This is a genomic window from Bacillus sp. OTU530, from assembly GCF_038440375.1.
On the sequence record NZ_JASATP010000019.1, the window covers coordinates 20740 to 42580 of the forward strand.

21 protein-coding genes and 2 pseudogenes are annotated in these 21841 nt (G+C 36.7%); 9 read left to right on the top strand and 14 right to left on the bottom strand.

What is annotated here, in order from left to right; all coding sequences use genetic code 11:
- The first annotated feature begins 309 nt into the window (after window positions 1–309).
- On the top strand, window positions 310–1161 hold the full coding sequence (locus AAHB12_RS15245; RefSeq protein WP_342045865.1) for an MBL fold metallo-hydrolase: 852 nt from the start codon (window positions 310–312) through the stop codon (window positions 1159–1161).
- Window positions 1162–1354: 193 nt separating this feature from the next.
- Here AAHB12_RS15245 and AAHB12_RS15250 read toward each other — a convergent pair whose 3' ends face one another.
- Entirely contained in the window at window positions 1355–2194 is an 840-nt protein-coding gene (locus tag AAHB12_RS15250; RefSeq protein WP_342045866.1) for an alpha/beta hydrolase, read from the bottom strand.
- 208 nt (window positions 2195–2402) lie between these two features.
- On the opposite strand from AAHB12_RS15250, the gene AAHB12_RS15255 reads away from it, so the two are divergent.
- Complete coding sequence (locus tag AAHB12_RS15255) at window positions 2403–2612, top strand: KTSC domain-containing protein (protein ID WP_129726217.1); 210 nt, start codon at window positions 2403–2405, stop codon at window positions 2610–2612.
- Window positions 2613–2849: 237 nt separating this feature from the next.
- A complete protein-coding gene (locus tag AAHB12_RS15260) occupies window positions 2850–3170 on the top strand; it encodes a hypothetical protein (RefSeq protein WP_129726216.1) in 321 nt (106 codons plus the stop codon).
- 126 nt (window positions 3171–3296) lie between these two features.
- Here the strand turns inward: AAHB12_RS15260 and AAHB12_RS15265 are convergent, their stop codons facing one another.
- Both AAHB12_RS15265 and AAHB12_RS15270 read right to left on the bottom strand, forming a co-directional pair.
- Window positions 3297–3965, bottom strand: coding sequence for a DUF2642 domain-containing protein (locus AAHB12_RS15265; RefSeq protein WP_342045867.1), 669 nt, complete (start codon window positions 3963–3965; stop codon window positions 3297–3299).
- A gap of 81 nt (window positions 3966–4046) precedes the next feature.
- Window positions 4047–5138 carry a spore coat protein CotH gene (locus AAHB12_RS15270; RefSeq protein ID WP_342045868.1) on the bottom strand — a complete coding sequence of 364 codons (1092 nt, stop codon included), beginning with the start codon at window positions 5136–5138 and terminating at the stop codon, window positions 4047–4049.
- Between the two features lie 294 nt (window positions 5139–5432).
- Between AAHB12_RS15270 and AAHB12_RS15275 the strand changes: the two genes are divergently transcribed.
- Window positions 5433–5708, top strand: coding sequence for a hypothetical protein (locus AAHB12_RS15275; protein WP_342045869.1), 276 nt, complete (start codon window positions 5433–5435; stop codon window positions 5706–5708).
- A 58-nt stretch (window positions 5709–5766) separates the two neighbouring features.
- On the opposite strand, the gene AAHB12_RS15280 is transcribed toward AAHB12_RS15275, so the two are convergent.
- From AAHB12_RS15280 to AAHB12_RS15290, 3 genes are all read right to left on the bottom strand, one after another.
- Window positions 5767–6342 (bottom strand): LOG family protein, encoded by a 576-nt coding sequence (locus AAHB12_RS15280; protein WP_342045870.1) that lies wholly within the window; start codon window positions 6340–6342, stop codon window positions 5767–5769.
- A 239-nt stretch (window positions 6343–6581) separates the two neighbouring features.
- Window positions 6582–7508, bottom strand: a complete 927-nt coding sequence (locus tag AAHB12_RS15285) for an NAD(P)/FAD-dependent oxidoreductase (protein WP_342045871.1) — start codon at window positions 7506–7508, stop codon at window positions 6582–6584.
- A gap of 155 nt (window positions 7509–7663) precedes the next feature.
- Window positions 7664–8491, bottom strand: coding sequence for a CsxC family protein (locus tag AAHB12_RS15290; protein WP_342045872.1), 828 nt, complete (start codon window positions 8489–8491; stop codon window positions 7664–7666).
- A gap of 467 nt (window positions 8492–8958) precedes the next feature.
- On the opposite strand from AAHB12_RS15290, the gene AAHB12_RS15295 reads away from it, so the two are divergent.
- Complete coding sequence (locus AAHB12_RS15295; RefSeq protein WP_342045873.1) at window positions 8959–10128, top strand: LL-diaminopimelate aminotransferase; 1170 nt, start codon at window positions 8959–8961, stop codon at window positions 10126–10128.
- 67 nt (window positions 10129–10195) lie between these two features.
- On the opposite strand, the gene AAHB12_RS15300 is transcribed toward AAHB12_RS15295, so the two are convergent.
- Complete coding sequence (locus AAHB12_RS15300; protein WP_342045874.1) at window positions 10196–10651, bottom strand: YmaF family protein; 456 nt, start codon at window positions 10649–10651, stop codon at window positions 10196–10198.
- Window positions 10652–11095: 444 nt separating this feature from the next.
- Here AAHB12_RS15300 and AAHB12_RS15305 point away from each other — a divergent pair.
- Window positions 11096–11278, top strand: a pseudogene (locus tag AAHB12_RS15305) (LL-diaminopimelate aminotransferase); the annotation flags it as partial.
- A 443-nt stretch (window positions 11279–11721) separates the two neighbouring features.
- Here AAHB12_RS15305 and AAHB12_RS15310 read toward each other — a convergent pair.
- Entirely contained in the window at window positions 11722–11898 is a 177-nt protein-coding gene (locus AAHB12_RS15310; RefSeq protein WP_342045875.1) for a hypothetical protein, read from the bottom strand.
- 378 nt (window positions 11899–12276) lie between these two features.
- Between AAHB12_RS15310 and AAHB12_RS15315 the strand changes: the two genes are divergently transcribed.
- Window positions 12277–13356, top strand: coding sequence for a GRAS family protein (locus tag AAHB12_RS15315; RefSeq protein WP_342045876.1), 1080 nt, complete (start codon window positions 12277–12279; stop codon window positions 13354–13356).
- 460 nt (window positions 13357–13816) lie between these two features.
- On the opposite strand, the gene AAHB12_RS15320 is transcribed toward AAHB12_RS15315, so the two are convergent.
- Entirely contained in the window at window positions 13817–14671 is an 855-nt protein-coding gene (locus AAHB12_RS15320; RefSeq protein ID WP_165350662.1) for a nucleoside-diphosphate kinase, read from the bottom strand.
- Window positions 14672–15466: 795 nt separating this feature from the next.
- Here AAHB12_RS15320 and AAHB12_RS15325 point away from each other — a divergent pair.
- Window positions 15467–15724, top strand: a pseudogene (locus tag AAHB12_RS15325) (DUF3898 domain-containing protein); the annotation flags it as partial.
- Window positions 15725–16193: 469 nt separating this feature from the next.
- Entirely contained in the window at window positions 16194–16628 is a 435-nt protein-coding gene (locus AAHB12_RS15330; RefSeq protein WP_281278870.1) for a CBO0543 family protein, read from the top strand.
- A 190-nt stretch (window positions 16629–16818) separates the two neighbouring features.
- Here AAHB12_RS15330 and AAHB12_RS15335 read toward each other — a convergent pair whose 3' ends face one another.
- The 5 genes from AAHB12_RS15335 to AAHB12_RS15355 all read right to left on the bottom strand — a co-directional run bounded on the left by AAHB12_RS15335 (window position 16819) and on the right by AAHB12_RS15355 (window position 21676).
- Window positions 16819–16956 carry a hypothetical protein gene (locus AAHB12_RS15335; RefSeq protein WP_165350661.1) on the bottom strand — a complete coding sequence of 46 codons (138 nt, stop codon included), beginning with the start codon at window positions 16954–16956 and terminating at the stop codon, window positions 16819–16821.
- Window positions 16957–17567: 611 nt separating this feature from the next.
- Entirely contained in the window at window positions 17568–17708 is a 141-nt protein-coding gene (locus AAHB12_RS15340) for a hypothetical protein (protein WP_165350660.1), read from the bottom strand.
- Between the two features lie 410 nt (window positions 17709–18118).
- Window positions 18119–20629 carry a DUF3656 domain-containing U32 family peptidase gene (locus AAHB12_RS15345; protein WP_342045877.1) on the bottom strand — a complete coding sequence of 837 codons (2511 nt, stop codon included), beginning with the start codon at window positions 20627–20629 and terminating at the stop codon, window positions 18119–18121.
- Window positions 20630–20925: 296 nt separating this feature from the next.
- On the bottom strand, window positions 20926–21327 hold the full coding sequence (locus AAHB12_RS15350; RefSeq protein WP_129726205.1) for a cytosolic protein: 402 nt from the start codon (window positions 21325–21327) through the stop codon (window positions 20926–20928).
- 88 nt (window positions 21328–21415) lie between these two features.
- A complete protein-coding gene (locus AAHB12_RS15355) occupies window positions 21416–21676 on the bottom strand; it encodes a hypothetical protein (protein WP_129726204.1) in 261 nt (86 codons plus the stop codon).
- Window positions 21677–21841 lie beyond the last annotated feature (165 nt).

Here is a 21841-nt window from a genome sequence, read left to right on the forward strand (position 1 = left end):
TATCAAAAAATTAGAAGTCAGTCTCTGGTTTATTATAAAGTTCATACAATGACAAGTTTTTTTATATTTTTAATTAATATTTTTTATTTTATTACAAAATATGGTAAATGAAATTATAAAGTGTTGCTTAGCAAAGTAACGACCACTGATTTAGGCTAATCCGAAATCATAATGGTCACAGTTGGGGTATGGCTCCCTGTTATCCAGTTAAACAGTTTCTTCATAATGAAATAAATGAGTATCATGACACACATAGATACAAACAATAAATACCAAATAAGAAACTTACATAAGAAAGGAACACCAAAAATGGATTTTACACATGAGAATACGTTTGCAAGAGATTTTATTCCACCAATGACAACGATCACAAGTGGAATTGGTCTAGAGATTCTTCCTGATTTATTTTGTTTGCCGATACAGATCGTTAATGTATGCTTTGTCGGGGATCCAAAAGAAACAAATGAGTTTGTGCTGGTAGATGCTGGAATGCCTGGTTGTGCTGATGTTATTATGAATGCTGCGAGGGAGAGATTCGGACAAAACTGTAAGGCGAAAGCTATCATCCTTACACACGGCCATTTTGACCATGTTGGTTCACTCTTAGAATTAGCTGAAGCTTGGGATGTTTCTGTTTATGCTCATAGGCTAGAAATGCCTTATGTAACCGGGAAAGAAAATTATCCTCCTGCTGATTCGACTGTAGATAAAGGGTTAATAGCTAAAATATCACCAATGTTTCCGAATCATGGAATTGATGCTGGGAGATGGGTTCAACCACTGCCGGCTGACGGTACAATCCATGAGTTGTCTGGATGGCGTTGGTTTCATACAGGCGGGCATACACCAGGACATATATCCTTATTTCGTGATAAGGATCGAGCTCTTATTGCCGGAGATGCATTTGTAACAGTTAAACAAGAATCTTTGTATAAGGTGATCACCCAAAAACAAGAAATTAATGGTCCCCCAAAATATTTTACAACGGATTGGGAAGCTGCCCGAGAATCTGTGCGCCATCTTGATGCTTTAAAGCCTTCCGTTGCCATTACAGGACACGGGCTTCCTTTAGTCGGGGAAAAGTTATCATATGAATTACACCGACTCGCAGAACAATTTGATGAAATTGCGATTCCAGAAAAAGGACGTTATCTCCATTGAAGGAGAGTTTTAAAAAAACATGTAAGTATAAGTGCAGTTACGCCTCTGCCTTCTCCTAACGGCTCGCCAATCGGCTTAAGGGAAGGGTATTCATTGCTATGGGGCAGAGAAAGCATTACAACCCTTAAAGAGGATATAACCAAAAGAACATCGCAAAAGAGATGCCGCTTAGAGGATCCCTTTTGCGATGTTCTTATTTATTGTGTGTATTCAAAAAGCTAAGTATAGAATTTGTTATCTCGCTTGCTTCAGTTCCTGCTGAAGGAACTCCGACCAGCTTAGTTACTTCACTATGAGAAATGTTCGTATATCCATAGAACGATACTTCATTTTGGTTCTGTTTTACAATGTCAATAAAGCGCAGAGTCGAAGTATTTTGCTTACGTGCAATCAAAAAAGAAGGTGGAAGTGGCTGGCGTACTGCATATGTAATCGGCGAAGCGACAGCCCACTCGTTTTTATTCTCTCCAAATACCTTTTTGTAAGACGGAATTCTCTGGATAAAGTATTCAAGATCAACAGGTCCATCTAAGTCCACAAGTGAGTGGATTATATCTGTTGATAAGTTATTTGCTTGTAAATACTTAGGATTCGTACCGACAAGCATAATGAGATGACCTCCGGCGGAATGTCCCATTAAGTTAATCCGTCCTTGGTCCAGGTTATATGTATCTGCGTTTTCGTAAACCCAACGAAGGGCTGTTACCACATCTTGGGCCATTTCTTCATATGAAGCTTTAGGATGTAGGCGATAGTTTATCGATATGAATGCATAACCATTTTCAGTGAAAAATGCAGGTTTAGCTGATACATTCTCTTTATTGCCTCTTGACCATCCTCCTCCGTGCACATAGAGGATGACGGGGATATTCGTTCCTTTAGGCGTATACAGATCTAGTTTTTGTCCACTTTCTCCGTATGTAATATTAGATATTTTTTCATATTGTTTTTTATCTATTGAAAGAAAATAATATGAAACGAAGGCTATAATTAGAAGTAAAATAGGCAATACATATACACTTTTTCTTTTCACTCTCAATTTCCCTCCTGGATTTCTCTTCTCTAAAGTTACAACCAAAATAGTTAGGACGCAAGAGCAGCACTCATTATTTCATTTTTTATAGCACTTATGTTTCCTTCTTTATATTCGATTTCTTTTTTATCCGTACATTCGATAAAATAGAAGGAATTCCCTTTCTACTATCGAAATATAATGATTACAATCCAGAGGAGGGATACCTATGATTATGAATCGTGTAAATTCATCTAAGTTGGTTTCTGTAGGTTATGATGCATCTGCAATGATTTTACGTGTCGAATTAAAAAATGCTACCTATGATTATTACAATGTGCCTGAGCATGTCTATAAAGGTCTTATGAGCGCTTCTTCTCATGGACATTATTATTCAACGTATATCAAGGATGCCCATCGCTACCAAAGAGTTCACTAATCGGTAAATTAAATGTAAAGCCGCCTGCAACAGTGAACGGTATACATAAAAAGCAAATCTTAATAGAAATTCTATAGTATAAGTTCAGGCTACTACGGAATAATACTATTGGTATTATCTTCTATTTATCGAAATCAAAAAATACTTACAGTCGTCCGGTAAATACTCTTTCTTGGCGTATGTATAACAAAGGCTGTATAATAAATGCTTATTAATACAATAAAGGAGAAATACAAAATGGCAACATTGCGTGTATATCAGCCAAAAGAAGAATACATATCAGTAGTAAAGCAATTCATTGACGTGGAAGAACAAAATCCTAGTAAGGAATTATTAGACGAATACTATGCTTGTGTATTTGAGACAGACGAAATGAACTTGCCTGGTGCGTTCGATGATGAGGATATTTTGCTTTCATCCGTAGAAGCAATGGTCAATGTATCAAGCAAGAAGCTGCGAGCATTAGGTGCATATGATGTAATTGATATAGCACAGAAAGAGAAACGAAAACAACTCTTACTATTAGAAGATGATGAGTATGAGGTAATAGAAGAGTAGCTGTATAGGATGTCTCACAAAAAGCTGAGTGCGTGTCCCTGCATTTTTGTGAGACCGTCTTTTTATAATATATCGAAATGTATACAGATACACTCGCTTACCCTTAAAACATAAGTTGCTGAATGATTATGGAAAATAGACAGCTTTGATGTGAGAGATTTTCCAATAAACAAATTCGCCATTCGCTAGTATAAGTTGCACCATACTATTTTGAACTTGCTTCAACAGGCCTGTTTTCATTGGATGATCCCCACAGTCGAGTATAACAAGGCTATCTTCACATTTCTTTAGCTGTTCCTCCAATGACCTTTGCATTGGCGAATTGGTAGGTTTAACAGGCAAGGCTTCGTTACCTAACGTATACGGAGTAAGAGAAGAACGATAGGGGATTAGCCACTTTAGATGATTTAACGATATAAGCATTGTCTTGTATATAGGGGAATAAAACACAAAATAATCATTGAGTATGTTTGTGATATATCCATGAATTGCTTTATCTCCAATGATATATATCTGTACAAAACGACCTTTCGCACTTAATAGTGTTTTTCGGTAAGAGATTTCATTTTCATCGTCACGGAACGGCGCTTCTATTTTATCGCCTTGTAGCTCGTTATTTAATTCAGTGCTAAGCTTTACATTTTGAATATGCACATGAGGAATATATAAATAATCCTTCCCATTGTATAAGACTATGATATCTAAACCCAAATCAACTAAAATCCCTTGTAGAAAGATTCCTCCTGAAATTTCTAAATCAATTTGCTTTCCAACAAGTTGTTTCAAATGGTACATATTTTCCCTCCTTCTAAACAAATTGGGAAAAGCGATGGAGATGCAATGTATGCACATCCACCGCCATTTTTATAGTCTGTTTTAATAACGTCCTTTCGGATTCCAATCATAGTCAATCGATTCAATGACAGTTTCACGTGAGTAACTACGGCTATTACTATTATTGCTATATTTATTACTGTATTTGTTATTATTCTTGTTACTGTATTTATCACTGTACTTGTTGCTGTTTTCGCTACTATCTTTGCTGCTGTCTTTGCTACTATCTTTATCGCTGTCTTGATTACTGCTTTGATTACTGCTTTGATTACTATCTTGATTGCTATCTTGGTTGCTATCTTGGTTACTGCCCTGATCACTAGTTTCATTTTGGGAATCTTCACTAGTGCTATTATCTTCTTCATTTTGGTTTTGATTGTTTTTTTCAATATTTTCCATTACCTTCTTGAATGAACCTTTCGGACCACTGCTGATACTTTTAATATGATACGGGTAAATGCGAAGTACCTCTTCATTGTTGACGAGTGTATAGTGGCCTCCTGTACCTTCGGAAAGAACTCCTTCAATTGCTTCTGGACCTTTACCATTGATGGATACCCATTTATGGTTCATATGGCGAAATACATCATGAAAGCTGCTAGCTGCTATATAATCTAACTGCATATTTCCTTCCATAGCAGTCTCTTTTTCCATAGCGATTTTCTTTTCAGAGTTTACAGTAATACTTTTAATATGTGCAGTATTGAAAAATACATATCCATCATCTTTTGTGAACAAAATAATATAATCTTCAACAGCAGCTACTAAACGTCCTGGTCTTGAATCTGGACCTTGGTTTACATGAACATTTTCATTGATTAGTTGCTTCAGCAAGCCGCGGAAATCATCAGCTTGTACACATGAGATGGCATCTTCTTGTTGCTCATAATATGAATGTGCATTTGCCTTTACATTCTCAGTAATGCTTTTAATATGCTGTACATTATAATAAACAATAGATTTAGGCTTTTGTACATATAATGTAACATAATCAGAGTGAGCCGCAAGAAGCTTTCCGATTTTAGAATCCGGCCCCTTTCTGTATACTTGAACCTCTTTCCCGATTAAAGAATTCAAAAAATCATGATGAAACTGAGGGTTAAATGACTCCTGCTTACGGTAACTTGTCGACAAAACCATTTCCTCCTTGTTGTTATATCCATAAGGGTTGTTTACACTGCATATATACGTGCCCTACAGCACGTTTGTATAAACGAATGTCTCGACTGATTGAAAAATTCAACTAAAGCCTATAAATCTAGTAAGCATGCCTAACTACAGCCCTGCGTATCTTTATCTAGAAAGTGATTCTATAGCGAGTTAAATACAAATTTGTACCTTATACAACTAAAATCTGTTGAACTTTGTTAAATTTATGTTAATATAATGTAAACGCTTATTTAATTTTTTGTAAAGCGGGGAATAAGTATGAGAATGGAAATGTTTTGTGGGGAGTTTCATTTTGCAGCACTAGACTTTGTCTTTGATTTACTTGATGAAATTACAATAAAGATTCAGAAGAGGGTTTTATTTTATGAGGAACAAATTTTCAGCTATGCCCGCAGGCAATTAGAGAATTTCTTTCTAACAGTTCGTTTAACACCAGCAGTGTTATGCGCTTACAAAAACGAACTATGGGGTACATTAGTCTTTAAATTAAAATCTATAGTAAAAGAAAAGCAGGTACTCAAATGCGCACAATAAATAAGGATAAATAAAAAACTCCTCCGCACCCATTTCGGAAGAGTTTTTTATTATTTTCTTACTCGTTCATCTGCCATTTATTCATCTTTGAGATGTCCTTTTCCCCTAGCTGTTTCAGAAGTGAGACAGGTTCATCATTGATAACTAAGTTTTCAATATACTGTTTCTTCAAAAACCCCTCCTCTTCCATGTTAGAAAGAAGTTGCATAAAACCATCATAGTACCCATGCATATTGAACAAAGCAACTGGTTTGGAATGATAGCCGATTTGCTGCCATGTCATGACCTCAGCAAGCTCCTCTAACGTGCCAATCCCTCCAGGCAACGCGATAAAAGCATCTGCCATCTCATACATTTTCGCTTTCCTGTCATGCATATGCTCAACAACGATTAAATTTGTGAGTTCGACATGATTGACATTTTCATAAATTTTTTTTGGAATAATGCCTGTCACCTTTCCGCCTTGCTCCAGAACAGATCTGGCCAATTCCCCCATCAACCCAACATTTCCTCCTCCATAAATGAGCTCGATGTCACAGGCTGCCAAGGTTTTTCCAAGAAGCCTCACATCATCTATGTACTTGCCGTTTTTTCCGAAACTGGAACCGCAAAACACGCATATTTTCTTCAACACCGCACGCCCTTTCCATATGTATGGTTTCTTTATTATTATATCTGCTTACACAATCGGTGTCATGGTGAAAACATAGCTGAAATTACTGTGTGGGATATCCTGTAATGATCTCCCTCTATACCTAATTTCTACAAAAAACATGTACACCCTCTATGGATGTACATGTTTTTTGTAATGATTAATCTTTTACAAATTTATTTTGTTTACATAATATTTTTATAATAAACAAATGTGTTATCTCAGTTAGACCTCCTATTTTCTTGTTCTTCGAGTAGTCTCTTATGAATCCAAATAGCGGCCTGTGCACCTTCCCCCATTGCAATTGTGACCTGCTCCGAATGAATCGCTATATCACCAGCTACCCATACATTTCTAATATTTGTTTCTTTCGTTCGGGGATCAGTTATAATGTGTTTATTCGGTTGTAAGGATACCCCAAGTTGCTCAGCAAGTTCATTGCGGACATGGTTGCCGCCAAACGCAATAAAAGCCCGTTCACCGCTTACAATCTTTCCGCTTTGTAATCGAACGCCTTGAAAGAACGAGCCATCTTCTGTAAGAACTTCCTCGATTTTTTCGTTTATATAAGAAATTTCAGCAGCATGAAGCTTTTTCTGTAGTTCATCTTCAATTGGTGTACCGTCATGATTGATGTATACAATGTCCTTCGTCCAATATGTAAGAGCAAGGGACATTTCCGCTCCGGTTTTACCAGCACCGAGTACGAGAACACGTTTATGTTGAACCTCATATCCATCGCAATCTGGACAAACATACACAGTTAGTCCTAAACCATCTTTAATATGTAAAATATTTGGTAACCTATCCATAACACCTGTCGCAAGTAAAATGATGTTAGCTTTATAGGTTGTACCAGCTTCTGTTGTTACGATATACAACCCTTGTTCTTGTCTTACCTGGACGACCTTATCTGTTTGAAATTGGACACGGTAACGTTGAGCATGAATTTTCCCTAAAGATCGCAGCGTTTCTCCACTTACACCGTCTGGCCATCCCAATATGTTATGGTATCCTTTACAAAGATTAGATCTTCCGTCATTAGAATCGATGACAAGTATGTTATGTTTGTATCTTCCAAGTTGGACAGCCGCTTGTAAACCTGCTATACCTCCGCCAATGATAATGCATTCGTAATGTTCTATCATATGTTTTCCTCACTATTATCGATGTTTACCCATTAAATAATATGTACAAAGGAGGTGTAAAGTATGTTTGAGATGTTATTACAATTTTGTATCGGATTATATTTACTTTTCAAATGTCAAAAAGCCTGCAAATATTTGCAGGCTTTTCAATTAGATTAGCAATGTTTCTTTTGAGACTTCACATTGACTTGTTGATTTTGCAATACTTTTACAGTTAATTCAATTACCATTTTTTCTTCTACTCTAGTGAATGTTCCTTCTTCAAATGGAGAATGTAACACTTCGCCTCGAGCGTTTAATACACGGCCCATTTGACGATCTAATGCTTCATCGAACTCAATAAAGCGGCTTTCGATTAGCTCACAAAACGGAAGCTCATTAAAGTGTTCTCCGCTTAATTGATCAAATTGCGATAAGTCGCCAGAGAGCAAATGCTCTTTTGGAGAGAATCCTTTTGGAAGTTGTGACTCAGTAAAGAATGTAAAGTTTTTTGTGTCTGGATTCGTTTGGAATTTCGGGTTGTTTAAGAAGTCGATAGCAGTTACACCAGTAAATGGGATGTCAATTGTTAAGGAACGAATATTGGATAAAACAGAATTGCTTGTTGCCGCAGTTGGAGTAGCGTATTGAATGTTTTTACGTACAAACCCTTTAATAAAAAGCTTGTTAGTTGGGGTCAGTAAACGACATTGTACAATTTTCAGATTCTTTTTAATTGCTTTAATCTCCAATACTGGCTCTGGGAAATTAATAATTGTGTCTACATCAATTTGTACTTTTGTTTCACCTATTACAACCGGTATTTTTGCAAATACATTACCCTCTGTAATATCTGGCTCTACATTACGATTTGATAATTCTGGCAAAACACTATTTGAATGAAGACCAGGGAAAAAAGGAGTTGATAAAGTTTTTGACTCGTGTCCAGTTTTTGACTCGTGTTGTCTACCCTCTAAAGAACCTCTAGAATGTTTTTCTGACATGGAAGCCATCCTTTCTTTTATTCATGTTGCATTTTCAATATTATGTATACGCGGAAAAGTGGACTACGATTGGACAAATACCCTAGGACAAGAGCATAATTTAGAAGAAATTTGTAGTTTTTTGCTAATACCGTTCGTTTTTATGCCCTTGACAAATATTCCCTAGAGATACATACCTAGAATTTTATTTCATTTGTTACATTCCAGGTTCCTTTCCTAATAACGATTGATATAGCACTCGTTTTAGTCCGTATCTGCAATGGAAAAAACAGATATAACCTGTTAAAATACTGAAGGTGTCTGAAGTTTTAAAGAAAACTCGCTGATTGGCGAAGACAGATGCTTGTGGTTGCAAGTGCACTGCATTTTCTAAAGTTTTCGACTATGTTAAATGACTTCTAGCTAGAAATTTATACTTTTCTACAGTGTAAAAAAGACACCGACGACCGTTCAAGGGAGGTACATCTATGAAAGTAATATTATCTAATCGTATGGAGGCATTCAAGCCTTCTATTTTCAGCGAATTGGCGGCTTATAAGCGAAAAAAATTAGAGGAAGGCTGCGCCATAATAGACTTAAGCATTGGAAGTCCTGATATGCCCCCACCTGCCTTTGTAACGGATATATTGGCAAATAGTGCGGGCAACGGGAATGAATATGGATATTCTCTTGCGGGTACTGAGGAGCTTCATAAAGCGATTTCTGACTATTATGTGAATACATATGGTGTTACTCTTCAACAATCGCAAGAAGTTTTAATGCTGATGGGTTCACAGGATGGTCTGGTTCACTTGCCAATGGTGTTCGCTAATCCAGGGGACTATATTCTTGTTCCTGATCCTGGCTATACAGCATATGCAACTGGAATTGCAATGGCAGGAGCGGTTCCTTACTTAATGCCGCTACAGAAGAAAAATGACTTTCTTCCAGACTTATCGCTTATTCCAGAGGATGTTGCAAAACGTTCAAAACTTATGATTTTAAACTTTCCGGGAAATCCTGTTCCAGCTATGGCAAATGACGTCTTTTTCTCTGAAGTCATTGCTTTTGCGAAACAGTATAATATTATTATTGTTCATGATTTTGCTTACGGTGAGTTGTATTTTGAAGGCAAGAAACCGATTAGCTTTTTATCAGTTTCTGGTGCGAAGGACGTGGGTATTGAAATAAATTCATTATCTAAAAGCTTTAACATGGCTGGATGTCGTATTGGCTATGCGATTGGAAATGAGAAAATTATTGCTGCTCTCGGACAACTAAAATCTAATTTAGATTATGGTGTATTTTATCCTATTCAACAAGCGGCCGCAAAGGCTTTGCGAGAGGGAGCTCAATTTTGTGAAGAAAGCAGAAGAATGTATGAACGAAGAAGAGATATACTGATAGATGGACTAGAAGCTCTTGGATGGAAAGTGGATAAGCCTGCAGGCAGTATGTTTATTTGGGGGGAGATTCCAAATGGATGGAGTTCCCTTGATTTTGTCTATGCGCTTATAGATCGTGCTAATGTTGTAGTAACACCGGGTCATGCTTTTGGCCCTTCAGGAGAAGGCTTTGTCCGAATTGCTCTTGTTCAAACGGAGGATAAGCTTCGGCTTGCATTGCAGAACATACAGAAAAGCGGGATATTTAGCTAAACAAACAGGCAGGGGATTCCCTGCCTGTTGATATTTTTTATATTACAATTCATGGCGTTGGTGTAAATTATACAAGGGGTTTTTGGATTAAAGTAGCGAATTCAAGCTCGTGCACATGTCCATCGTCTAATGTAGTAGTTCCTTTGACAAAGTGTACATGTTTGCCATTGCCAACAGGGATAGCAGGACCTGTTTCTATTGCAACCTCATGGTGATGATCCAAAAAGTCAGTATTAACGAATATTACATGTACATGATTGTCTCCTTTCGGGATCACTTCACTTGTAACTCCTGCAAAACGATGATTATGTCTATCATCCCCTTCCTCTGCCAATTTGGTACTGGATACAAATTCATGCACATGGGTCTGAATTGTTTCTTCTCCTACATTTGCTGTAGCTGCGGTTGTCTGTATCAATTCTCCTGCTGTCTGTCCTAATCTTTCTGTATCAGTTTTTGTGTTAGGTTTATCCTCCCTATTGTTCCTCTCTCTACCAGATAGCCACGATGAGTCCCTATTCATAAAGGCAATCCCTCCTTTTTATATAAGAGCATGATATATATTATTAGAATTAGTAAGAATCTATGCTAAAAAATCCTGTTTACAGCCATGGAAAAGTTGTAACATATCCAAGTTTTTTTGCCACTATCTAGTTTCTGTAAAAACCGAAATTATAGATTTCTCAATAATGTTTTATATTCTTTATGTAGTTATGAAAAGTGTTTTTATTAATATAATTAAGTACGTGAAATTCAATAATGTTCTCACACCGTACTCCTTCGCCTTTCAACAATTGGGTTTAGATAGTCTTTTTTAGCCCTCCTTCTTTCTTTAGCCCCTGTGAAACAAGAACAAGCCAGCTTTAACTGAACTCGCGATACTGAGAACGGTCGAAGCCCTTTCCGCTTGCCTTATCGATGAATAGATCACGTTCTCCCATTCCCTCAGCTTTCATCATCTCAATGTATGTTTATTTGGGTGGAGGTTCCAAATGGATGGAGTTCCCTTGATCGTGCTAATGTTGTAGTAACACCGGGTCATGCTTTTGGTCCTTCAGGAGAGGGCTTTGTCCGAATCGCTCTTGTTCAAACAGAAAAGAAGCTTCGGCTTGCATTGCAGAACATACAGAAAAGCGGGATATTTAGCTAAACAAACAGGCAGGAAATTTCCTGCCTGTTGAACTTTTTATAATACAATTCATAGGCGCTAGTGCAATGCAAGAGCTACAATAGCGTATATGAAAGGATTAGAGATTTTGTATGATTGAAAAACATTTATATGAGGGGTTGAAAGAATCCAAAAAGGAAGGTAATTACCTTTTTTGTTTTTTTATTAATTAATATAAAATACGGTAATTGATATTTCAAACCGAGCTTCAGCCTTAGGATTCTCCATCAGTTGTCGATCGTGCTACCGAGCATTTTTGTACTTACTTGGCCTGGACTTTCACTAGCTAGCAGACCAAGTACGTGCAAAATAAAAAAAAAGCACCTGTCGTCAGACTAGTGCTCTGTTGTAAACTATACAACTCTAAATTCAAAAGAACTTTCAGGTTGTTTTCTAGTATTTCTCGATAGTTTTTCTTTTTGCATCTAATGCCCACTGTGATAACCTTGACCATAACCTTGACCTTGATGTCCATAATAACCGTGAGGTCCATGATGATAGCCTGTATGATATGGATAATAGTGATGATGTGGATAATAACCAACGTGATATGGATAGTAATGATGATATGGATGATAACCAACATGATACGGATATACCATTTATACCCCTCCTCCGCTTAGATTTCTTAATTAAGATATGTGTCCTTTATTAAAAAGGTAATAGGAGAAATGCCCAACATAAAAAAATCCTGTTTGTAAACCAGTCAGCATTTAAATACTTCCTAGTATGCAAGCATAGGCATACCGTTATTAGTTATCCAAACTCACATTTGGCATAAACCTGCTGCATTGAAATTATCACCTATTGCGGTTAATTCTTGAAGGGTTGGCGTAATGTACATTACTGGTCTGCCTCAGTAAAAGTAACATTTTTATAAAAATGAACTTATAATGCATTACCAGTAAAATTAAGACGGCATATTCTACAATGTAAAAAGAAATTACATTTAGTGCCTTTTTGAAATCGGGGGTCTAATATTGAAACAAACATATTTTGATACATTATTGCAAATTATACGTGGGTCAGATTCAGGAGAAATTACAAATACACAAACTCTGATCGGAGATTTTATTAATCAGCTTGATTTCGAGAAAAAGACTGAGGATCTTGATTGTTATATATTCGCTGCTGCTTTGTCTAAGCAATTTGATTTTGAAAATGACACTAACATCAATTTATATCTTCAACGCTTTGAAGTTTCTCAAATCATTCTTTTTAACATGCTTGCTAAGCATTTTCCTCTTGCCTCCATAGCAAGTCATCTAGCAAATAAAATTCTGGAGCAATTTATAGAATTGCATGATGAGATTTCAATACTGAATATTGGCATTGGAACGGGACGACAAGAATTAGCTTTAATAAACGAACTTGAACTGAATGGAAAATTACCTAAAAAACTGATTTTATTTGCTGTTGAACCGTCTGATGAAAGCTTATCTCAAGCGAAGTCGAACATACAAGCCGCTGCTGCTGAAAAAGGAATTGAACTTGTTTTTCATTCTTTTTGTACAACTGCTGAAGAAATGACTCCAGAAACCTGGGATTTCATTTCTAAATCTGAATACCCTTTGCTAGTTAATGCAGCTTTTGCTTTACATCATATTCATGAGCTAGAGGACGATTTTGACACAAGAAATAGAGTTATACAACATATCTATGATCTAAATCCACTGGCTGTTATCATGTGTGAACCTCATGTCAATCATAATACCTCATCGTTAGAGGAACGATTTCAGAATTGCTGGAGACATTTTAAAACCGTTTTCAACATTATAAATCAATCGGAATTAAGTCATGAAGGGAAAACCGCACTAAAGCTTTTTTTCAGGAGAGAAATAGAGGATATTCTAGGAAAACCCGAAAATATTCGTACAGAACGGCATGAACTCGGTGAAAAATGGGTAGAACGTTTATCCTTGAGTGGATTTTCTCCGGTTAACCTAGATATTCTTCCTGATGTACCAATGCCAAATGGATTTAGTGTTCGTTGGAATAATGATTATCTTGGACTAGAATATGAAAAAGAAACACTTATTTCGATTCTCGTACAAAAATAATTCATTAGAAACATAGAACGCACACCTTTCTTAATAAAAACGATAATCCTGTTCCACCATATTATTAAGATATTTAACTTGTCATAGAGTTTAAGCTAGACATTAAAGGAATTGGAAAAGTATCGTCAAACCTTAGAGTAGATAGATAACAATATAACTTTTTATATGTATTTAGTAATCGAAAAATGTTGTTTATGACAATATATTTTTCGAATGAAAAATTAGGCTTAATATACAGGTCATACATAAAAATCTTGTAGATTAAGCCTAATTTAACGTAATTCCGAAATTCATCTCCCTCCTCAAGCGTGTGAAGGGCGAAGCCCAACGGTAAGGAGGAGATGAACTTCAGTTAGGCGATATCCTAAAATCTTTTCTCTTGCTCCATAAAATGGTATAACATATACAAATATGCTCTTTGACAACCTAATTTTATCTTCTAACAGTTTTCTTTTCTATTTTACATATCCAGCATTGTCGTTTTAAACAAACAGGTTTCCCAGCTCGTAAGGTTTAAACCGATTGTAGCGAACGCTCGAAATAGCTTATCATAGTCTATATTTCTAAAATGTTTATAGTCAGTAATACACTTCAATAAGTGATCTTCGTAAATGTCCGCATAAAACATCTGATATTCCTCCTGTAAGGTTTTATACAGCCAAGTTTGCTTCAAGGAATTGCTTACGCTCATGGCTTGATAATGCTTCTCATCAATGTAGTTTTTATATCTTTTCTTCACTTCGGGATGCATGGATGAAACTTGTATGCATTGCTGCTTGATACGAAAGTATAGATCTGCAATATCAAGATTGTGCTTCTCTTTTTGTTTAAGTGAGTAAGGCACACGTTGATATGGTAATCGTTCTATCTCTTCAGCCGTAAAAAATATTGATGATTCTCTTTTCGTAGCGCTTGTACAATCTGAAGAGTGAAATAGATTAAATATTCCATTCCTCGATCCAAACGTATGCCGTATTGTCCCTTCCTTTGCTTTCTCAGGCCTGAAGTTTCCTTTCCACTTTTTTTCAATCAGATCAGAAACCGATTGGTACGATGATGGTGGTGTACCTTGAACTAGCACACATAAACTTTCTCCTAAATTAAAGAATTCGCTTTCTAGTTCATGCCACCACTCAGAGTAATCTTTATTTTCCTCCCAATATAAACGTCGGCATAGATCCGGTGTAATAGTCACATATTTGTAAGTAAGAATCTGAAAACCCTTTTGCCGCAGAAATGATAAAATATCTTGTTCTAAACCTAAGTACACCGCGTCCGGTTTACATATCACGAATCCTAAGTTGTTCCAATTCAATGTCTGTATCCCCTTTCTACTCTGTGTAATAATATATGACGAAAAAATAAGCTTGCTTGTACACAAAATAAATTGGGCTGTTTATTTTAAATATGAATACCGTATTTATGAGAGTTTTACATAAGTAAGCATTCAGGAAGTAATAGTTCCTTCAAGGTTACAGAAATGGAAAGAGATTTCTCCATTACAGTACATGAAATTATCCTTGTTTAACTATTAACTCTCACGTTTGTATTCCTTCACTTTGCGATAAAACGTTGCTTTTTTCATACCTATAGCTTCCATGAAATGCACTGTCGTTATCTCTTCAGCTTTCTACCGCTTGTAGAAACTCTCCAGTCCTTTGGCATTTCTATGGCAAGACCAACAAATTTGATCCCCTCATAATGAGCCATTATCCACCATACAATAGTATCTATGAGCTGAATAAACAAAAACAGCAACTTTAACCTTTAATCATTAAGATTATTAGGGAATAATAAAATCCTTAGCAAAAACACTGGATAAAAACAAGGGGTCATGTCATACTTAATAAGCTATGTCTCAAAATGTGCGAAAACATAATTAAAAATTTAATTATTTTCGATACCAGAAAGGATGAGAAAATGCAGAAAAATCTATTTACTAGTGGTCAAGAAGTAAATATTAGAACGTCTGGTGAATCGGTAACAATCTCTAAATGTAAATATATAAAAAACATGAAAAGGTACGCTTACATTGTCAATGAATATCCATCTACTTTTTTCTTTGAAGAAGAATTAACGAAAGAATAATGGCAAAAATCTTTCTTTATAAGTCATGGAAGTGGCGGCTCAGATTATTTGAGCATACACCTGAGATTGAACTGTCGCTAAAGGCTGACCATATTTCTATCACAGGTTTGCTTGCAGACTTTGGGGAGCGATTCATATTGCGAAGGTGAATGGGCGGTATGTGCTGATGATTGAAGCGGATACGTTGTTGTTTGAAAAAGGCTTTTCGCCGATTGAGTTTTTGAAGCCTGATGAACTCGAGAATCTGATTGATCGTATTGGGCGGAAAGTGGAAACTTGACTCGCCCAATTAATACGAGTAGCAGGTCTTTCATCTATATATACTTCGTGTACTTTTTGTATGAAGCTGTCTCTTGTCGAATAATGTTTAGGACTTCCTAATTCTGCCCATCCAATTGAAGCAACACTTTTTTCTTCCAAATTGATATTAATTCATTGTCATTGCCTGCACGAACCATCCACCACTTTGTCATTCACCTTATCAAACCTTTCCTATCATGAAAAAGAGCCATACACATTGTATGGCTCACTCATTATTGGAGTTTTCGCTTCTACATGTGTACTTTCTGATACCATTGCAAAGAATATTTACTAACGGCCCTTTAGGTTAAACTATCCAAGGAGATTTACAGGATGGAGGCATCAGCATGAATAAAACTTTTATAAATAACACTTTCGAAAAAGCGACTCTAAGGTTTCTATTCCTTTTTGGGATAATTGCTTTTTTCAACTTGATAAGAAAGCCTCTTATGAAAGACTGGCTCATTATCTTTTTTCTTAAAAGTTACATTTCAACAATTCTAGACGCTGTAGTCGTGAAAAAAGGTTACATAAAATATCCTGTTAATTTGTTTAAAATCTTTGATTTCAGCTTCTTGTTCAGCTACATTCTCTTCCCCATTTCATGTGTGTACTATAATCAACTAAGCAAAAATTCAAATATTTTCGGTATGATAGCAAAATCTCTATGTTTTAGCATCCCTATGACAATTGCTGAAAATTGGCTCGAAAAGAATACACGACTAATTGAGTACAAAAAGTCATGGAATTGGAAATATACGCTTTCTTCTCTAACCACAACATTTTTGATTGTCCGTTTGATTATCGGTATAATCCGAAAGAGTACCAACACAGGACGCACTGCTATTAACAAAAGAACAATAAAAACACCTGTCACACGATAGGTGTTTTTCTACATACCTCACTCATAACGGTTTATTAAATCCATAATCGCAATCTCCAGCAAGTCACTCTAATTGAATCGTTTCTCTTCCAAATTCGTCCAGTTACGCTCTCAGATATAACAATGGTCTTCCTTACCTTCTCAAGCATCATAATGCGTTTATGTAAGACATCTCGCTTTGTTTAATGCTCCTATTCCTTCATGTACTCAGATGCCATCTCCTTGAGTGCTTTAACCTCTTCCTGCGTGAAGTCCGTTGCATTGGCAAGTGAAATACTTGATGCACACTCTCTCACTGCTTGTGATACTTCTTGTCGTACTCGTTTCACAATAGGTGAATCGCTGTATGAACTCACAAAATCAAATGAGGACAGGTTGTTAGTCCTTTCCCTTTTTTACTGGTTACCGTAATGCATCTTTATGATCTGTTGTATATTAATAAACTCCTATCTCTCCAAATGGGGTTGATAAAAATACCCCCAACCTTCCTCCATGAATTTCCCTATTGTATTTCTTTAACTATCGAAATAATATTTAAACCGCTAATTTCATTTTTATAACGTTTTATCACTATGATTTGCCTTAATTAATTGTCCGCGTGTTATCCCCAACTGATTTGTTGCTTTTAATGCCCTCCATACGCTCGTTCCGTTTCGTTTTCCTTCTAATGCCTTGTAAACATTCTAGAAACTCATTGATATCAAGGTTTTGTTGAATATTTTTCCTTACTATTCCCCCGAAATTGTCGATACAAGCAATCAATTTACATCAGCTAAATGCAACCCTAGCAGCTGTTGGATTTCTGTTTTTTAAGATAATGCTATCGACTGTTTTGTATTTACTGAAAAAAGATATTTTCAAAAAATTAATACGGTATATGAAATTATTAATTATTTAACTACAAACTTTTACGTTCGTATTCCTTATTAAATCGTATCTGTTAGTTGAGTCGTGTCGGATATTTACCGAATGTATGGATGAGGGTGGTTTCTGCATCCCACCAACACACTAACACATCAACTCCACAGCAGGCTTGCGGAATGGAAGGACCGTCAGATTCAATTAAAGGTAAGGAGAACACCTTAAATGCCTCCATAAGCCATTCAGGGCGTCTTTGAGTGTATGCTTTATAACACACTAAACTCATTTATTATTTGTTGTGAAACTAAAGCACCAGTTGAATAAGTAACAGTATTAAAACAATGTCGTTTTTGTGAAAATTTAATCGGATAATTTCCTTGTTTCTGTAAAGCATATATATACTAAGTAATTGTTTATATGGACTTAAATTACATAATAAACTGCAGATGAATACAAGAAGGCAAGCTACAATTCAATCGTGGCTTACCTTCTTGTTAAGACAGTCATCTTTTTTCAATTTAGCTTTGTATTAAATCAGCAGGAGAGTAATAGGAATGAACCATACCCGTACATTCCGTTGTTCCTTGTTCCGATTTTCAGCGTCTGGCAAAAGCTTTTAAACCGCTAATTTCATTTTTGTAACGTTTTATCACTATGATTTGCCTTAGTTAATTGTCCGCGTGTTACTCCCAACTGATTTGTTGCTTTTAATGCTCGCCATACGCTCGTTCCGCTTCGTTTTCCTTGCAGCGCTTCTCGGTATAATGTTATAACCTCTTTCACTTTATCTGCACCTTCTTCAAGGAACTCTATACGATAATGCTGAACACCATGCTGTATAAAATGATTTAAGTATTCAGCCCCTGATTGTTCAATCGCATTATATACAGTATTACGACAACCGATATCTACCCTGACTGGATGAGACATACCAATACGATCTTGCAGGGAAACTCGATGCGTTTCGCATGGTCGACCACAGTTTGTAAAATCAGTACCTTCACTTAAGAACGTACAGTATACACAATGTTCCGTGTGGAACATTGGTAAGTGTTGGTGAATAACCATTTCCATTTGATCCGTCTTTGCTACCGCAAGCATATCCATCATCTGTTGGATATTTAAATCATAGGATGGCGTAACTCGTTCTAATCCGCGCTCTAAAAACATCTCGACAGCTTTATGGTTTGCGATGTTTAAAGAGAAATCGCCAATGAGCGGTAAAGAAAGCTGTTGTTCAATATAATAATGTGCTGCTCCTAAGCTTCTTACGAGAATAGCATCTGGGCCCGCCTTGACAATGCCATTTAAAATTCCGTTTTCGCCTGGCATATGAATGCGTGGTGTTGTTAGAGCTATATGTTTTCCTGCTTTACGTACGGCTTGTACCGCCTTCGGATAATCTGTTGTAAATTCAAAATCAGCATAGATAAAGGTAACATCTGTTTCACACGCTGCATGAATTTGTTCCATTGTGCGGCAAAGCACTAACAGCTGAGGAGCTTCTGCACTTATGTGATTCTGTTTTTGAACTGCTGTTGATACTGCATGCTTTTTATATTGCTTCGGCTCCTGTCTTAGTGCAAGTAATGCCTCAGAAGCTTCACGGCGCATACGATTCAGTTCTTTTACAGGAACAATAACATTGCCTGAGAAATGTGCGGTAACATGTGCCAGTTCAAACACAGTGCCTCCTAAGCGGCCCCATTGCTCCTGCAAATATTCTGATGTTAACGGTCGTTTTATTGCCTCCTGCAGCAGCTCTTCTGATTCAACTGTTACAGTATAACCTGTCACTTCGTCACGCCATACAGAAACAAGAGGCTTTCCTGCTTTTCCATATGCGTCAATCGTTATAGGAAATAGCTTATAGGTATATTCTGCTTCAAATGTTTTACGCAGACGACGATCTAATTCTTGATCACTCGTTTTCCAAATACGATCGCCCACACGTACCTTCGTTAAGTTCACATCATGACGGCCCGGGACAATTTCAATTAGACCATTTTGCACTTCGCCTTCAACTTTTTGCCCCATTTTACGAAGATCGTAGATGCGCCCGCCTTCTTCTTTCTCCTCCGGACGGCCAGCATCAAAAACAATACCGTCACCGCGTTTTACCGGTGCCTGTAATTCACACAATACAGCATCCTTTAATACTTTTTTCACCGTACCTAAAAACACACCGCGGCTTTTTGGAAATGTTCCGTCAAGCAGCTGTTTATGATTCGTCCCGCTTAAAAAGCCATATGTGAATCCGCGGCTGAAGCTTTGCTGTAGTTCGCGCAAATCTTCTTTTGTAGGGTTGTAATCACGGCCGGCTATATATTCATCAATTGCCTTCCGGTATTTACTTACTACGTTTGCTACGTATTCGGGAGATTTTAAACGACCTTCGATTTTAAAGGTAGAAACGCCTGCTTCAATTAACTCAGGTACAAGCTCTAATGCAGCCAAATCCTTTGGTGACAGTAAATAAGCAATATTTCCCATTTCCCGCTTTTCTCCGTCTACAATTAAATCATAAGGAAGACGGCATGCCTGTGCACATTCCCCGCGGTTCGCAGAACGTCCACCCCACATTTCCGAAGTTAAACATTGTCCAGAGTATGATACACACAATGCACCATGCACAAATACTTCAAGAGGCACATCTGTTTTATTTGCGATAGTTTGAATTTGCTTTAAGTTATTCTCACGGCCAAGCACGATAACTTCTAAATCATACGGCTGCAAAAATTGTACGGCTTCTGGAGATGTAATCGTCATTTGTGTAGAACCATGGATTGGAAAATCAGGTGAAATTTCACGAATTAACTGTACTAATCCCATATCCTGCACAATCAGAGCATCCACTCCTGCCTCAATACATGCTTCTACTAACTTGCGTGCATCCTCTAATTCCTGTTCAAATACTAATATATTAAACGTAACGTATCCTTTTACATTGTATTTATGCAAGTACTTCATCACATCTGGCAGTTCTTCCATTGTGAAGTTTTTTGCACGTACACGGGCGTTAAATTTATCTACTCCAAAAAATACGGCATCTGCTCCGTTAGCAACAGCGGCACGTAAACATTCCCAATTACCAACAGGTGCTAATAATTCTATTGCACGTTTGCCCTTCAAGCATCTCAATCCTTCCTAGTTTAAACTCACGACTTTAATATTACTGCATAAACAGTTTGTTTACAAATGTGTTTGTATATGTTCTTGCAATTTGTAAAAAACTAATTATTAAATTCGAGTTACGCTACATGAAATTTTATAGCGTGTGAGATAATGTGGTTGATTTTAGACAACAAAAGCAAACTTTCACTATAAATATACGAGTATGCTTTTTACTAATTCGGCTGACGTTTTTTAAAAATAAATTTTTATTTCGATACGTGAAATTAACCCCCTCAGAAGTATAAAGCAGGTGTCTTCCTGCTTTATACTTCTACATCCTTCCCCTCTTCTGCTACGTGATAAAGCAAGTGGGCAAGATGATGGATTGAACCGTACTCCTGCTCCTCTTCATTCTCATCCTCTTCCCCTTGGAACTCAAGGTCATTTAAATATAATGCCATGAATTCATAAAAATCCTTAAGTTGGAACGAATAACAAGCAATAGGATCTTCCCCATCCTCTTCATATTGCAAAGATAAGTAATATTCGGTCCCATCTGTATCTTCCGCATCAAAAAACACGAAAAAGCCGATATTTGTATCAAGTTCAAACAAATGTCTAGTTCCACCCGCTGTAACTCGGTTAAAATCATCCTCATTTAACTTTTGTACCGTTATCATAGGCATTTCATCTTCGGCGTGAAACGTTACCGTAAAAGATTTCATATTACCACCTCCGCATTTAATACCTCTAGGATACACAAGTTTTTTTCATTTCAAACCAGTCAATATCCCTGCATTTTACTTAGAAATCCTATCCCTTATATTGTAAATAGCCCTCCAGCAACTGTTTCTTCATTTGTACATGATTCTCTGAATCACGCAAAGATTCGATATATAAATGAAGGGCAGCCCTTGCTTTTTCTCGAAAATTCGCTTCTTCGGCTAGTTTCTGTAAATCCTTCGGTACAAACAAAAGCTGCTCCTTCACCTTTCCCTCTAGTTCATCCCCTATGTATCCCTCTTGCTCAAGTTTTTTTCTTATCCATGTATGAAAACTGTTTTCTTCTTCCACAAACATATCCTCCTTTCTATTCGTCTTGTTATGCTTATTGTATCTATTTCGCTTTACACGTGTACAGAGATTATTAATTTTTATAAAACAGCTAACATTTGTTTCTTAATTACTGCAATAAATGGATAGTGCTCTCGTTGAACATTTAATTACTATTTAAGGTCA

Excerpts from the sequence above, each read along its gene's own strand:
- AAHB12_RS15295 (WP_342045873.1), top strand. The coding sequence starts at position 8,959 with ATGAAAGTAATATTATCTAATCGTATGGAGGCATTCAAGCCTTCTATT.
- AAHB12_RS15300 (WP_342045874.1), bottom strand. The coding sequence starts at position 10,651 with ATGAATAGGGACTCATCGTGGCTATCTGGTAGAGAGAGGAACAATAGG.
- AAHB12_RS15330 (WP_281278870.1), top strand. The coding sequence starts at position 16,194 with ATGAAAGACTGGCTCATTATCTTTTTTCTTAAAAGTTACATTTCAACA.
- AAHB12_RS15290 (WP_342045872.1), bottom strand. The coding sequence starts at position 8,491 with ATGTCAGAAAAACATTCTAGAGGTTCTTTAGAGGGTAGACAACACGAG.
- AAHB12_RS15350 (WP_129726205.1), bottom strand. The coding sequence starts at position 21,327 with ATGAAATCTTTTACGGTAACGTTTCACGCCGAAGATGAAATGCCTATG.
- AAHB12_RS15245 (WP_342045865.1), top strand. The coding sequence starts at position 310 with ATGGATTTTACACATGAGAATACGTTTGCAAGAGATTTTATTCCACCA.
- AAHB12_RS15275 (WP_342045869.1), top strand. The coding sequence starts at position 5,433 with ATGAGAATGGAAATGTTTTGTGGGGAGTTTCATTTTGCAGCACTAGAC.
- AAHB12_RS15260 (WP_129726216.1), top strand. The coding sequence starts at position 2,850 with ATGGCAACATTGCGTGTATATCAGCCAAAAGAAGAATACATATCAGTA.
- AAHB12_RS15310 (WP_342045875.1), bottom strand. The coding sequence starts at position 11,898 with ATGGTATATCCGTATCATGTTGGTTATCATCCATATCATCATTACTAT.
- AAHB12_RS15255 (WP_129726217.1), top strand. The coding sequence starts at position 2,403 with ATGATTATGAATCGTGTAAATTCATCTAAGTTGGTTTCTGTAGGTTAT.
- AAHB12_RS15285 (WP_342045871.1), bottom strand. The coding sequence starts at position 7,508 with ATGATAGAACATTACGAATGCATTATCATTGGCGGAGGTATAGCAGGT.
- AAHB12_RS15265 (WP_342045867.1), bottom strand. The coding sequence starts at position 3,965 with ATGTACCATTTGAAACAACTTGTTGGAAAGCAAATTGATTTAGAAATT.